Source organism: Pseudomonas sp. SZ40 (assembly GCF_052958135.1).
The window spans coordinates 51,536-65,365 of record NZ_JBQWIF010000022.1; the positions used below are offsets into that span (position 1 = coordinate 51,536).

Below are 13,830 nucleotides of genomic sequence, written 5' to 3' on the forward strand. Positions count from 1 at the left end.
ATCACGTTCTCCTGAATTCACGAATCAACTGGGGCACGCTAATGAACACGTGCAGGAAAATACTCTTGGTCATCATGATGAACAGCGGCCGTGTCTTGCGTGACAGCAGCAGGCTCACGTAACCGGCGATGGAATAGGAAATCAGCGTCGCCCAGGCCGAGCCGACGACACCATGGCTCTGGATGAGGAAGTAATTGAGCACGATGTTGCTCACGGCTCCCAGGCCCTGGGTGACCAGGGAAAAGATGAAGGCCTCTTCGATGATGATCCACTTGCTGAACAGCGCGCGCATGAACACGAAGGTCGCCGCGAAGATATGGATAGCCAGCACCGGACCGGCATCGGCGTACTGCTCGCCATAGAGCGTCAGGATGATCCAGTCGGAGAGAAAGAACACCACGACCGCCAGGCCGAACGCCATGAAGAACAACACATCCAGCGACACCTGCATGAAACGGTTGTAGCCCGCCGTATCGGTCTTGCTGAGGTCGATCATCTTCGGGAAGACCGACGCCATGAGGATGGTCGGAATCAGGTACCAGGCTTCCGACAGCCGCGAAGCCGCCGAATACACACCCACCGAGTACTCGCCGAGCATGTACTGCAGCATGATCTGATCGACCTTGAGGTAGATCACCGCCGACAGCGAACCGAGGAAGATCAGCAGGCTTTTCTTGAGCAGGGTCTTGCCCAGGGTCCAGGAAAAGTCGAAGCGGAACTCGCGCTTGAGCATCACCGCATAGCAGACCAGGATCGCCGAGGTGACCATCACCACCACCACGTGGGCCAGGGCGATATACACCAAACCGGCACCGGCGATGGCCAGGATCATCTTCAGGCCGTTGCCACCGAGCTGCCCGACGAAGCCGGCCACTGCTGCATACTTGGCCTGAACCCGCGCCTGGAACCAGTCGATGAGCATCTCGAACGGCGTGAAGAACAGCGCCAGAGCGGTGAACAGCAGCACCAGGAAATTCTGGTCGTTGCCGATCAGGTAGGTGCCCATCATGATCGCGAAGGCGATCACCGAGCAGCCCACCTTGATCACGAATACCGTCGAGAGAATCTGGTCTTCGTTATCCGGGTTGCTGCGCAGTTCCTTGACCACCAGGCCGGTCAACCCCAGGTGCACCACGATGCTGAGCAGCCCCAGCAGCGCGAGTGCGTAATTGAGGTAACCGAAATCTTCGGGCCCCAGGTAACGGGCCAGTACCACGGTGGTCGCCAGGCCGATGGCCAGCATCAAGAACTTCTCGGCCAGCATCCAGCCAGAGTTGAGGAGGTACTTCATGCCCTCCTGGACACGCGTGGCACTCATCGGCTGGACGTCTCCAGGTGCCCGTAGCTGCGGGCTTCATCCAGCGACAGCTTCTGCGAGTACGGCACCAGACCGGTGTCCGCCGCATAGCCCAGAGAGATGAACATGACGATGCGCTCGTCCGGGTCGAGCTTGAGCAGCTTGGCCGCCGCTTGCTCGCGCTCGGGAATGTCCGGCCAGTTGATCGAACAGGACGACACGCCCTGCGTCTCCAGCGCGAACATGAAGGACATCGCGGCCAGCGCGCCGTCGATGTAGATCACATGGCGATCACGCACGTGCGGGTAGGCACGCAGACGCCCCACCACGGCAACGATGGCCGGGAAGTTGTGATCGAAACCGGCAACGCCCATCGGCAGACGCGACGCCTGCGCCACGGAAGCGGCGTCATCGAAGATCAGGAAGCGGTACGGCTGACGGTTACAGGCACTCGGCGACTGCACGGCGACTTCCACGGCCTTGTCGATCACCTCGCGCGGAACCGGACGATCCTGATACCAGCGAACCGAGCGGCGCTTCATCGACAGTTTACGCATGGCGGTGTAATCGACGCTCGGCGTGCTCACGTCAGCGGCGAAAGGTACCCGCTCGGTATCGGGATTGCGCAAGCTGCCTGGCGAGCTGACCGGGCGCTCGAGGCGAGCGAATTTCTCGCGGGCCCGGTTGATCACCGGGTGTTCGCCGGTCACGGTGAAGTACTCGGCGAGCACATCGTGAGCCCAGCTGACTTCGTCGCGATCCACGTTGCCGTTGAGCGAGGCGATGTAGCTGTCCACGGTGTCGCCGATGTAGTCCAGGGCGAACACTTCGCGCCGGGGCTGCATGATCAGGCCCTTCTCGATACGGTGCACGGCACGGCGCAGGAAGTAGTTGACCGGCTCGGCACCGGATAGATTTTCCTCGTGCTGCAGGTGCCCGACCACCACGGCATACGCTTCACGATCGAACGCCGACGAGAAGAACGAATAGTGGAAGCGCCGCAGTGTGGCCGACCGTGACAGCGCACGGATCCAGCCCATGGACAGTTTCTTCTGCAACCCTTTCAGGTTATCGATGCTGTCGCGGGGCAATACCTTCTTGAGGGATTCCTTCAACATTTTCATAGGCTGTGATTACCGTTCAATGGTTAATATCTCCCCCACAATCGCCATAGTGGTACGGCGACATTGAATTGATAGACGCAGGCAGTTATCAGCCCAACCGCAAGCGCCTGCACGCCACCAGAAGCCGATCATGGCTGGCGCATACAGCAAGCATCCCTACCCTGACGCAATCACCGGATCCCCTCTGCCCGCTCACCGGGAGCACGCAGGGAAAATGGCATTGGTACTGCAAACGGATCGACGTCCAGACCAGCACTTCAAGAGGCTGGAGGTGGCGATATGGGCTACCGCCTTTTCGTTGTCAGGGTTTAGGACTACGGAGCAACGCTTTGATTCCGCGCGGCGATGCTTTCCTGGGAAAAAGTTGCCGAGAGGCCGCCAAGCCTGGCAACAGAGCGGTCGAGACGGAGCCTGACAACCGGAAAGTGATGGGCGACAGGCGGCTTCGCCAAGGCAAAGCCGCCATCAACGTTTACGGCTGAAAGCACTGCACCGGGCCTAGCGCCTACCTGGCAAAAGGTCGTGCAGGGTTTCACTCAACTCACGTATGGAGAAGGGCTTGCCGATGGTTCTTACGCCCTGCCCCAGAATGGCCGATTCGGCATTCACCTCAGCGAAGATCAACAACACCGGCAAATCAGGCCGATAGCCGCGAGCGATATCCGCCAGCTCCGAGCCGGTCATCCCTGCGAGGCTTGCATCCGAGACCAACAGATCGAATGAGGCACCCGCGCTCAGCAGGTCGATGGCGGCCTGCGGCTCGGTGGCGTTGACGACTTCATGACCCATCTCGCCAAGCACTTCGCAAACCAGCAGACGCACCGCGGAGTCACTCTCGACCAGCAAAACCCGATGACCCGCTTTGCGCACAGGCGCCACCACCGCCTGGTGGTCGACCGCCTCACAAGCAGGCAGAAACAGGCGCACCGTGGTACCAACACCTGGCTCACTGTGGATGGTCGCCTGGCCGCCGCTCTGCCGTGCGAAACCGTGCACCATGGAAAGACCGAGACCGCTGCCCTGGCCAACGGACTTGGTGGTGAAGAACGGATCGAAAACCTTCTCAAGCGTATCGCTGCTCATGCCGGAACCGGTATCCGAAAGCGCGATGACCAGATAGCGCCCTGGCGAAAGGTCAGGCAGCGCCGCCCTATCTCCCTCGGCCAGATCGACCAGTGAAGTATGCAACCTCAACTGCCCGCCACCGGGCATGGCGTCACGGGCGTTGACGGCAAGGTCGAGAATGGCATTTTCCAGCTGCCGGGCATCGGCCAGGACGCGAGCATCGGCGTGCTGATAGTCGCCCTGCAGCGAGATGCCGTCACTGACCGTACGCCGGATGAGTGACTCCAGCGAATCGATCAATGAACTCACCGCCACCGGTCGGGCATCCAGAGGCTGGCGAAGAGAAAAGGTCAGCAATCTCTGAGTCAGAGCGCTCGCTCGGTCCGCGGAAACGCTGGCAGCCTCGATGAAACGTTCGATCCCTTCCAGACGACCGCCCGCCACGCGGCGCTTCATGATGTCGAGCGCGCCGATGATACCGGTGAGCATGTTATTGAAATCATGGGCGATGCCACCGGTCAACGAGCCGACAGCGTCCATCTTCTGACTTTGCAGCAGGGCCAGCTCACCCGCGCTGCGATCACCGTCCAGAAGCGCGCCACGCGCACGCTCGGTCAAAACGGACAGGCAACTGCAAAGCGAACGCGAGGTGAATGGGCGCTCCAGCAATACGGCACCATAACCATCGACCGCTGTTGGCTGCTGCGCAGGGTTGGCCGCTGCAAGTACGATGACGGGAGTGGACGACTGGAGGATTAGCTCTAACGCATGCCCCTGATCGTGGACCGCCTCTTCGGCGATCAATACGGCGCTGATATCGCTGGCCAGGGATTCGCTCAGCCTCCCCAGACCAGGGCAGACCTCGAAGGTGAAGCCCAGAGGTGCGAGCAGTGGCAGCAACAGATCCGACTCATCACTGCAGATCAATATGCGCATGGGGACCATCCGCGGGCAACCAACGTGTGTCGCCGAGAGAAAACTTTTGCAGGTTCCATTCGCGCAAATCCACACGAGCCCACGTCGCGATCGGCGTTATCCAGCAGCGGCAGGAAAACGGCCAGACCGGCGCTCGGCTCCCGGGCGCCATTGGCAACCCGTACTACAACCTCATCCATGGATAACCGCTCTCGACGCAATGGACTGCCGCAGGCTCGACTCGAGAGCCACGGCGCATAACAGCCTTCGACACCGGTGCACGAGCCATGTTCCAGAAAGAGAGGCGTTATAAAAGCGAGGTGATCAGCGCAACTGGGGGGCGATATTGATCAGCTCGGGCCGATCAGTTCCTTGACCTTGGCGATGACCTGATTGATATCGAAGGGCTTGTCGAACACCGCAGCGAAGAGTTCCGGGCTGGCCCGTCCGACACTGCCCTGGGCGCCGCTCATGAGAATGATCGGCAGGTCGCCGGATGCGGGCCGCGCCCGAATTGCACGGGCGAATTCGAGGCCATCCATGATTGGCATCATGAAATCGGTAATGACCAGTTCGGGGCGTTCGCGGTCGAGCACCTCCAACCCCTTGCGGCCGTTGCTCGCCTTCACCACCATGTAGCCTTCGTCTTCCATGGCATAGCCGAGAATATCCGCAATCAGGTATTCATCGTCGACTATCAGGATGGTTGTCATAGTCAATAGGCTCGATCAGGCGTCTTGCGCCGGCACGGCGTTCCCCGACAAGGCGCCTGCCGCATTCTTGAATGCCTTGCTGAGTTCAATACCATGATCGCTGATGACCACTTCCAGGAGGGAGGAATCGTAATAGCTATCCCTCATCTTAAGTATGGAAAGCAGGCGCTTTAGTTCAGCCTCCTTTTCCACGAAACGCATGAGAACCAGATTGTCGACGATGCTCGACAGCTCCGGGGCCGGCGCATTGATCTCGGCAGCGAACAGATCGCGCATTTCCCACGTGGCGAAAACCGTGACGCCCATCGCGCGCAGTTGGCTCATCAGCGCGCTGAAGAACTCGACAAGACGCGCGCTGCTGGTAGCTACACGCGCCATACCGCCCAGGCTGTCGATATGCAGCCGCTTGATGCCTTTGTCTCTGACGGCGTTGATCACCCGCGCGCCAAGGCCGTCGAGCAATCCTTCGGTGGTTGGCTGCCACATGATATGCAGCGCACCGGACTCTTCCATGGCGCGCAGATCGATGCCCAGTGCCGCCGCCTTGAGGCGCAGCCGCTGTGGCGTCTCGTAGAAGCCGAAATGCAGGCCTGGGGCCTCGACAGTGGACTGAGCGAGGAAATTCATGCCCAGAGTGGTCTTGCCGACGCCGGCGGGGCCCATGATCAAGGTGACCGAGGATTCCGACAGGCCTCCACCGATCAGGCTGTCCAGGCTGGGAATGCCACTGGAAATCCGCGCCAACGTCGCGCTGTCGTCCTGACTCGGCTTGCTGTACAGGCTCTCCAGGCGCGGGTGGATCACCAGGCCATCGTCGGTGATCTCGCACTCGTGCAGCCCAGACAGCGCACCGCTGCCTCGGGTCTTGCGCAAGTGAATGCGGCGTACCGAGCGTGCCCCGAACAGCTCTTCGCCCAGTTCGATCACGCCATCGACCATGGTGTGCTCCGGGCTACCGTCATCAAGGCGAGAACTGGTCAGAAACAGCACGGTGCAACCGGCGAAAGCCGCGTGCCCCTGCAACTCGGAAATGAATTTCTTGGTGTCGATCTGATTTTCCGCCTTGGAGCGGGCATTGAGCAGACCATCGACGATCAACAGCGTCGCTTTCTGGCGACTGATTTCACGACGCAACAGCTTGACGACCTCGTCCAGCCCCTCGTTCTCCAGCGTATCGAACGCACTGACGAACTGGATTTCCGCACCGACCTTGGTCGGGTCGAAGAAGGTCATCGTGGAGAGGAACTGAAAGAGCCTTTCGTGGGATTCGGCCAGCAGAGTGGCCACCAGCACGCGGCCACCATCACGCACATGATTGAACGCGATCTGGTTGGCGAGAATGGTCTTGCCCGAACCTGGGCGCCCCTGAACGATATAGGATGCCCCGGCTACCAGTCCGCCCTTGAGCAGCGCGTCCAGTCCATCGATCCCACTTTGAAGGCGTTGTAGCTGTTCCAAGTTCTGGCCTGCCTCAATCGAAGTTACGCAACGGTAACCTAGGCTTTAATGTGCTCTTCCCAGGCGTTAACGCACTGATAGAAAAGGCGATTCGCAATACTAGCATGTTCACGCACGTTCATCTGTCGCTTGCCCGATGGCTGCCGGCAAGTAAAGCGTTACCCTTGCCCCCTGCCCCAGCGTGCTTTCCACATGTACACCGCCACCCGCCTGACGGGCAAAACCGTAGACCTGACTAAGCCCCAGTCCAGTTCCCTTGCCAACGTCCTTGGTGGTGAAAAAAGGTTCGAACAGCCGTGAACGGATCGCCGGGTCGATGCCTACGCCCTCGTCGATCACTGAAATCGACACGAACGCCCCGTGCAAATCGTCCAGCTCCCCTGAAAGCACACGATTCTGTGCCTGCAGCCTGATAACGCCTGTCGCGGACATGGCGTCGCGTGCATTCAGAATCAGATTGAGCAGCGCCATCTCCAACTGGCTGGGGTCCAGCTCGACCTGATGTAATCCTGGCGCGAACTGCATTTCCAGGCTCATCGTCTTCGGCAATGCCTGACTGACGAAGGTGTGTGCCGTGTCGAGTAACTCATCGAGATCGACGAGACGGCTGGGCATCTGCTCGCAACGGGCGAAGGTCAACAGGTTGCGGGTCATCTGCGCGCCACGCTCGCCTGCATCCTGAATGCTCGCCAGCAGGCTGGCCAGTCGTTCCGGACTAGCGGCACGGCTAGCCAGCTTGGCAGCACTGAGAATGATGGTCAGCAGATTGTTGAAATCGTGCGCCATACCGCCACTCAGCTGGCCCAGAGCCTCCAGCTTCTGCGCCTGGAAGAGCTGTGCGCGCAGACCGTCGTAGCGCAAATCCGCCTCGTGGCGCTCAGTGATGTCTCGGGTAATCTTGGCCAGCCCGATGATTTCACCGCGCTCATCGCGAATCGCATCGATGGCCACCAGGGCCCAGAAGCGCGTGCCGTCCTTGCGAACTCGCCAGCCTTCATCCTGGGAGCGCCCATCCTGAAGTGCCCTTTCCATGAGCAGCCTGGGCTTGCCCGCCTGCCGGTCCTCTTCGGTATAGAACAGGGACAGATGCTGGCCGACGGCCTCTGCGGCATCGTAGCCCTTGATGCGAGCAGCACCAGCATTCCAGGAGACGATGCGGCCATGCGTATCGAGCATGAAGATCGCGTAATCGACCACTGCCTGAACCAGCATCTCGTAGTGACGCTCGGTCAAGGTGCTTGCGGAGAGAGGGGCTAACTGGCTGTTCATGATGCAGCGTTCACAGCGGCAATGGACGTGCAGTGTAGTCCGCCAGCGGTGGCAAGGGACAGCATGTTGTGCGACCCCGTTCATCTCCTGCGGATTGTCAAACGAGAAGCGGCCTGATATCTGTATATAAAACCAGTATCCAGCTTTAGCTCATGTCAGCGTCGAACGATCCACGTTTCTATTATCTGCACAACTTCCACAAGGCGCTGACCTGGATTGGTGAACGCCATGCCGACCTGCTGAGCGCGAACGAACGTGAGTTCCTGCTCGGCTTCGGTGCGCTCGACGAATCGGCACAGGCCCTGCTGGTGCGCATGATCATGCGCAAAGGCGTGCATTTTCGTGCCAGCAAGCTGAACTATCAGGAGATTGGCTGCTGCCGCCAGGCCGCCACACCGCTGATCGCCAATGGCTGGATAATCGATAATGCCGCGCTGCAGCTGGACCAATTGCTGGCGCTGCTGCGCAAGGACGAAATCGTTATCTGTTTCGCCGGCAACCTCAGTGATCGACGTGCCCGCAAAGAGCACCTGCTGGAACAGCTCAGTGAGCACTTCGATGAGGCACGGGCTTTCGATGCCTGGTGCCCGACTCTCGACGATGCCCTTTACAGCCTGACCATCGATGACCTGAGCGAGCGCCTGCGGTTGATGTTCTTCGGCAACCTGCGTCAGGAATGGTCGGAGTTCGTGCTCGCCGATCTGGGTATATTTCGCTACGAAAGCGTCGATTTTCCGCCCGACTCGCGAGCACTGCGCTGTCGCGAGGATGTCGACGACTACCTCCACCTGCAGCGCTGCCGGGAGGCGTTCGAAGCCGGTGACGCCACGGCGGACCTGCTCGAACGTGTAGACACCCGCCGCTACGACAACCCTTATATCGCCGAGCGGCGTGCCAAGTTGCTGTTTCGCATCGGTCAGCATCTGGAACGTTGTGCCGAGTTCGAACTGGCGTTGCAGGTATACGCCAGCAGCCGTTACGGCGCCGCGCGGCAGCGACAGATTCGCGTACTGGAACGCACCCTGCGTTACAGCGAAGCCTTCGAACTGGCAGGCCAGGCCATCGCAGCGCCCAACAGCGATGGCGAACTGCAACTAGCCGAGCGAGCCCTGGTGCGCCTGACCCGGCAATTGGGCATGCCTGCGCAGAAACGCGCCAAGGCGCCAGCACCGCCACGCCTGGATCTGCAACTGCCCAGGCTGCCGTCGCTGGCGGTGGAGCAGCTCGTGCAACTGCACCTGCAGCGCAGCGAGGCCCCCGTGCATTACGTCGAGAACACGCTGATCTGCAGCCTGTTCGGCCTGCTCTGCTGGCCCGCGGTATTCGCCGCCGTACCTGGCGCCTTCTTCCATCCGTTCCAGCACGGCCCGGCCGACCTGCTCACCGCCGACTTCTACCCACGCCGGCGAGAACTGTTCGCCGCGTGCCTGGAGCAACTCGACGATGACCGTTACCGCCACAGCATTCGTCGCACCTACCGCGACAAGTTCGGCATTCAGTCACCTTTCGTGCACTGGGGCGTGCTCAGCGAAGCATTGCTGGACCAGGCCCTCGACTGCCTGCCGGCAGCCCATTTGCGCGCCTGGTTTCGGCGCCTGCTCGGCGATATCCAGGCCAATCGCGCCGGTATGCCCGACCTGATCCAGTTCTGGCCCGAGGAAAAACGCTACCGCATGATCGAGGTGAAAGGCCCGGGTGATCGGCTTCAGGACAACCAGCGCCGCTGGCTGGCGTTCTGTGCCGAGCACGGCATGCCGGTGGACGTCTGCTACGTGCAGTGGGCCGACGCATGAGCTACCGCGTGGCGGTGCGCGCGCTCTGCGAGTTCACCGCCAAATGTGGCGACCTCGACCTGCGTTTCACGCCCTCACCCACTGCCCAGGAGGGCATGGCCGGCCACGCCACGGTAGTCAGCCGACGTGGCGAGCACTACGAAGCGGAAGTCCCGCTGGCAGGTGAATTCCGCTCCCTGCAGGTACGCGGCCGGGCCGACGGGTTCGATCCGCACAGCAACCTGCTCGAAGAAATAAAGACCCACCGTGGCGACATCAGCCGCATTCCCGACAATCACCGCCAACTGCACTGGGCGCAGGCGCGGGTATACGGCTGGCTGCTCTGCCAGAGCCGTGATTTGGCGAAAATCGATCTCGCGGTGGTGTACTTCAACGTCCTCACGCAGAAGGAAAGCGTGTTCCGCGAAACCCGCACGGCTGACGAGCTGCAGGCGTTCTTCGCGCAACTGTGCAGCCGCTTCATCACCTGGGCCGAGCAGGAACAGGCTCATCGCCAGCTACGCGACAGCGCGCTGGCCGAACTGCGCTTCCCCCATGCCGAGTTTCGCCTGGGCCAGCGGCAACTGGCCGAAGCCGTTTACCGGGCGGCCCGCGATGGCCATTGCCTGATGGCCCAGGCCACTACCGGAATCGGCAAGACGCTCGGCACGCTGTTCCCGCAGCTGAAGGCATTCGCGGAAAACGGCCTGGACCGGCTGTTCTTTCTCACCGCGAAAACGCCGGGTCGCCAGCTGGCACTGCACGCGCTACACATCCTGCGCGGCGAGACCCTGCCACTACGCGTACTCGAACATGTCGCCAGGGACAAGGCCTGCGAGCACCCCGACAAAGCCTGTCACGGCGAATCCTGCCCGCTGGCCCGCGGTTTCTATGACCGCCTACCCGCCGCGCGCCAGGCCGCGGTCGAGTGCACCTGGCTGGATCAGGCCGCAGTGCGCGACATCGCCCTCCAGCATCAGGTCTGCCCCTATTACCTGAGCCAGGAGCTGACCCGCTGGGCCGACGTGGTGGTATGCGACTACAACTATTATTTCGACCTCAGTGCCCTGCTCTACAGCCTGACCCTGATCAACGAGTGGCGCGTGACGCTACTGGTCGACGAAGCCCACAACCTGATCGAACGGGCCCGGCGTATGTACAGCGCCGAGCTCGATCAGGGGCGCTTCGAAGCCATGCGCAGCAACGCGCCCAAGGGCCTGAGTGCCGTACTGACACGCATCAGCCGCCACTGGAAGCAGTTGCACAAGGAACTGTCCGAGGACTATCAGACCTATCCGCAACCACCGGACCTGTTGCTTCTTTCCCTGCAGAAGGCGGTCAGCGCGCTTACCGATCACCTGACCGACCAACCCACCGGCAATGATGGCGAACTGCTGCAGTTCTACCTCGACGCCATGGCCTTCTGCCGCCTGGCGGAAACCTTCGGCCCCCACTCGCTGTTCGACGTCAGTCGCAAGGCGGATCCTCGCGGGCGCAGCCATTCGGTGCTGTGCCTGCGCAATATCGTGCCGGCGCCCTTTCTCGCCCCGCGCTTCGAGAACAGCCACAGCACCACGCTGTTTTCCGCCACCCTGAGCCCGGCCGGCTACTACGCGGATCTGCTCGGCCTCCCGGAAGCGACACCCTGGCTGGATGTCGAGTCGCCGTTCCAGGCCGCGCAGTTGCAGGTCCAGGCGGTGAGCAACCTGTCGACCCGCTATCAGCACCGCGAGCGGTCATTGGCGCCCATCGTCGCCCTGATGGCGCGGCAGTTCGCCGAACGCCCAGGCAATTATCTGGCCTTTTTCAGCAGCTATGCCTACCTGCAGCAAGTACTGGAACTGTTCGACCACGAGCACCCGCAGATCACCCGCTGGGTACAGGCCCGGCAGATGGACGAAACCGAACGCCAGCAGTTTCTCGAGCGCTTCCGGCCGGGTGGCCAGGGGATCGGCTTCGCGGTGCTGGGCGGGGTTTTCGGCGAAGGCATCGACCTGCCCGGGGACCGTTTGATCGGCGCCTTCATCGCCACTCTGGGGCTGCCGCAGATCAACCCGATCAACGAACAGATCAAGCAGCGCATGGCCGAGATGTTCGGCAATGGCTACGACTACACCTATCTGTTTCCCGGCCTGCAGAAAGTGGTACAGGCCGCTGGCCGGGTCATCCGCACCCCACAGGACAGTGGTGTGGTGCATTTGATGGACGACCGCTTCACCCTGCCCGAAGTACGTGCCCTGCTACCAGGCTGGTGGCAGGTGCAACGCAGCCGTGTACCTCAGGTCCTGGGTGCGCAGGTCAGCCGTCAGTTGCCGGGGCGCAGCGCTCCCGCAGCACTGCCAGCGCCGCCGCCACCACAGCAAGGCCTGTTCGACCTGCCGAGCTGAGCGCCTCGCCACGGGCGGCAGCGGCTTGCCGTGAGCGGCAAGGGAATGCCCAGGGCACCCCGACGTGAGAAATAATTCCTTTGACAATCAATCGACTGGCAGTAACCGAGCGGCTGGCACAGGCCTTGCTGAAGTGATGACTCACAGCCAAGGAGGTCCGCCATGAGCAGTATCGGTTCGCTCACCCATTACGGAACGACAAGCCCCCTGCAGCGCAGCCGTGTCGACGCGCTGGATTTCAAACAAAGCCGTGAGGCTGCATCGCTCGCCAAGCACGAGAAGGCGCAGGAAGCCAGTGCGCCGCCCAGGGGATTCAAGGGCGATCAGGCGGACTCCAGCCAGCAGGCCTACGACGAAGCCTTCGCGCGGATGATGGTCAACCTGTACAGCTCGGCTCAGGACTCGCAACAGGTGTCCGACAGCACAGGTGGCGACAGCTCGACCGGGAAACCGACCGCCGACAGTGCCCTCGCCCAGTTCATGGCCTACATGGACATGTCGCCTGCCGAGAAGATGCGCGACAAGATCCTCAAGGAAATCGGCATGAGCGAGGAAGAGCTCGAGAACCTGCCACCTGAGCAACGTGCTGCGGCCGAGAAGGAAATCGCCGAAAAGATGCAGACCCTGCAGGAGTTGCAGGCCGCGCAGGATGAGCAAGGCACCCTGCACGAGCATGCCTGATCAGCGCAGCCGATCGACCATCTCCGCCACCACGTCGAGCATCTCACCGGCCAGTTTCATCGAACGCTCGCCGTTCCAGCCCGTCAGCGGATCCGGCGTATCGTCATGATCCTTGAAGGGCATCTCCAGGGTGAACGACAGGCAGTCGAACTCCTGGCCGATCGAGTTGCAGGCCAGTGCCGTATTGGCCTGGCCCGGTGCGCTGCGCGGGTATCCGAAGCGCGTCTGGAACTCGGCACCGCGCTCGACCAGACGGCTGCGGAACTCACTCTCCAGCGCTTCCAGTCGCGCGGAGAACCCGGGATTGCCTTCGCAGCCGGCAGTGAACACATGGGGGATTTCTTCGTCTCCGTGGATATCGAGAAACAGATCCACGCCCACCTCACGCATGGCCTGCTGCACGAAGAACACCTCCGGGCTGCGCTCGAGGCTGGCCGACTGCCAGGCACGATTGAGGTCCTGCCCCGCAGCGTTGGTGCGTAGATGGCCACGGAAGGCACCGTCCGGGTTCATGTTCGGCACCAGATAGAGATCGGCCTGCTGCAGAAGAGCATCCAGAATGACGTCGCTGCTGTCCTGCAGACGGCGGACGATGCCCTCCATGAACCACTCGGCCATGTGCTCGCCCGGATGCTGCTGGGCGATGATCCACACCTTGCGGCTCGCTTGCGGGTGGCGATGCACGCGCAGCAGCTCGATATCCCGCCCCTCGATGCTGCGCCCGCAGCCATGCAGCTCGACACCCGGCAAGGCCAGCGCCTGAGCGATCAGGTCACTGTGCCGCTCACGGCTGTAGGGCTCGAAGTAGGCGAACCAGATGTGTTCATGCTCGGGCTCCAGGCCGAAATGCAGAGCGCCATCCTCGAAGCGGCTAGGTACCCGGAACCAGGTGCGCTGATCGTAGGAGGCTACCGCGTTGTAGCCCGTCCAGGCATGGCTATAGGCCGACTGCCCGGCGTTGGTGATGCTGAAATCATGGCGCGCGCCTGGTGTCAGGCCCTCGACCTGGAAATGAAACCACTGGAAATGGTGGCTGTTGAGATCCGGGCGCATGGTCAGCAGCACCTTGTGCGGGTCGCTGGCGTCCTGCACGAGGATGTTGCCGCTGTCGAAATCCGAGCTGATCTTCATGGTTGTTCTCAATGCTGC

General features: G+C 61.5%; 10 protein-coding genes. 3 read left to right on the plus strand and 7 right to left on the minus strand.

Annotation, left to right across the window (positions count from 1 at the left end):
- Nucleotide 1 precedes the first annotated feature (1 nt).
- The 6 genes from ACT9T4_RS17315 to ACT9T4_RS17340 form a co-directional block, all read right to left on the minus strand.
- Nucleotides 2-1,318, minus strand: a complete 1,317-nt coding sequence (locus ACT9T4_RS17315; protein ID WP_042556846.1) for a flippase — start codon at nucleotides 1,316-1,318, stop codon at nucleotides 2-4.
- On the minus strand, nucleotides 1,315-2,421 hold the full coding sequence (locus tag ACT9T4_RS17320; RefSeq protein ID WP_052493882.1) for a nitroreductase family protein: 1,107 nt from the start codon (nucleotides 2,419-2,421) through the stop codon (nucleotides 1,315-1,317). The genes ACT9T4_RS17315 and ACT9T4_RS17320 overlap by 4 nt, the downstream gene beginning before the upstream one ends.
- 498 nt (nucleotides 2,422-2,919) lie before the next feature.
- Nucleotides 2,920-4,422, minus strand: a complete 1,503-nt coding sequence (locus ACT9T4_RS17325; RefSeq protein WP_499118133.1) for an ATP-binding protein — start codon at nucleotides 4,420-4,422, stop codon at nucleotides 2,920-2,922.
- A 329-nt stretch (nucleotides 4,423-4,751) separates the two neighbouring features.
- On the minus strand, nucleotides 4,752-5,114 hold the full coding sequence (locus ACT9T4_RS17330) for a response regulator (RefSeq protein ID WP_042556847.1): 363 nt from the start codon (nucleotides 5,112-5,114) through the stop codon (nucleotides 4,752-4,754).
- 15 nt (nucleotides 5,115-5,129) lie between these two features.
- Nucleotides 5,130-6,572, minus strand: a complete 1,443-nt coding sequence (locus ACT9T4_RS17335; protein ID WP_042556848.1) for an ATPase domain-containing protein — start codon at nucleotides 6,570-6,572, stop codon at nucleotides 5,130-5,132.
- 108 nt (nucleotides 6,573-6,680) lie between these two features.
- Nucleotides 6,681-7,841 carry a two-component system sensor histidine kinase NtrB gene (locus tag ACT9T4_RS17340; protein WP_179540014.1) on the minus strand — a complete coding sequence of 387 codons (1,161 nt, stop codon included), beginning with the start codon at nucleotides 7,839-7,841 and terminating at the stop codon, nucleotides 6,681-6,683.
- A 152-nt stretch (nucleotides 7,842-7,993) separates the two neighbouring features.
- Between ACT9T4_RS17340 and ACT9T4_RS17345 the strand changes: the two genes are divergently transcribed.
- The 3 genes from ACT9T4_RS17345 to ACT9T4_RS17355 all read left to right on the plus strand — a co-directional run bounded on the left by ACT9T4_RS17345 (nucleotide 7,994) and on the right by ACT9T4_RS17355 (nucleotide 12,681).
- Complete coding sequence (locus ACT9T4_RS17345; RefSeq protein ID WP_042556850.1) at nucleotides 7,994-9,634, plus strand: VRR-NUC domain-containing protein; 1,641 nt, start codon at nucleotides 7,994-7,996, stop codon at nucleotides 9,632-9,634.
- Complete coding sequence (locus ACT9T4_RS17350) at nucleotides 9,631-12,000, plus strand: ATP-dependent DNA helicase (RefSeq protein ID WP_499118136.1); 2,370 nt, start codon at nucleotides 9,631-9,633, stop codon at nucleotides 11,998-12,000. The genes ACT9T4_RS17345 and ACT9T4_RS17350 overlap by 4 nt, the downstream gene beginning before the upstream one ends.
- Before the next feature lie 162 nt (nucleotides 12,001-12,162).
- Entirely contained in the window at nucleotides 12,163-12,681 is a 519-nt protein-coding gene (locus ACT9T4_RS17355; protein WP_499118138.1) for a hypothetical protein, read from the plus strand.
- Here ACT9T4_RS17355 and ACT9T4_RS17360 read toward each other — a convergent pair whose 3' ends face one another.
- Nucleotides 12,682-13,812 (minus strand): M14 family metallopeptidase, encoded by a 1,131-nt coding sequence (locus ACT9T4_RS17360; RefSeq protein ID WP_499118141.1) that lies wholly within the window; start codon nucleotides 13,810-13,812, stop codon nucleotides 12,682-12,684.
- Between the last annotated feature and the right edge of the window lie 18 nt (nucleotides 13,813-13,830).

Excerpts from the sequence above, each read along its gene's own strand:
- ACT9T4_RS17315 (WP_042556846.1), bottom strand. The coding sequence starts at position 1,318 with ATGAGTGCCACGCGTGTCCAGGAGGGCATGAAGTACCTCCTCAACTCT.
- ACT9T4_RS17320 (WP_052493882.1), bottom strand. The coding sequence starts at position 2,421 with ATGAAAATGTTGAAGGAATCCCTCAAGAAGGTATTGCCCCGCGACAGC.
- ACT9T4_RS17325 (WP_499118133.1), bottom strand. The coding sequence starts at position 4,422 with ATGCGCATATTGATCTGCAGTGATGAGTCGGATCTGTTGCTGCCACTG.
- ACT9T4_RS17330 (WP_042556847.1), bottom strand. The coding sequence starts at position 5,114 with ATGACAACCATCCTGATAGTCGACGATGAATACCTGATTGCGGATATT.
- ACT9T4_RS17340 (WP_179540014.1), bottom strand. The coding sequence starts at position 7,841 with ATGAACAGCCAGTTAGCCCCTCTCTCCGCAAGCACCTTGACCGAGCGT.
- ACT9T4_RS17345 (WP_042556850.1), top strand. The coding sequence starts at position 7,994 with ATGTCAGCGTCGAACGATCCACGTTTCTATTATCTGCACAACTTCCAC.
- ACT9T4_RS17350 (WP_499118136.1), top strand. The coding sequence starts at position 9,631 with ATGAGCTACCGCGTGGCGGTGCGCGCGCTCTGCGAGTTCACCGCCAAA.
- ACT9T4_RS17355 (WP_499118138.1), top strand. The coding sequence starts at position 12,163 with ATGAGCAGTATCGGTTCGCTCACCCATTACGGAACGACAAGCCCCCTG.
- ACT9T4_RS17360 (WP_499118141.1), bottom strand. The coding sequence starts at position 13,812 with ATGAAGATCAGCTCGGATTTCGACAGCGGCAACATCCTCGTGCAGGAC.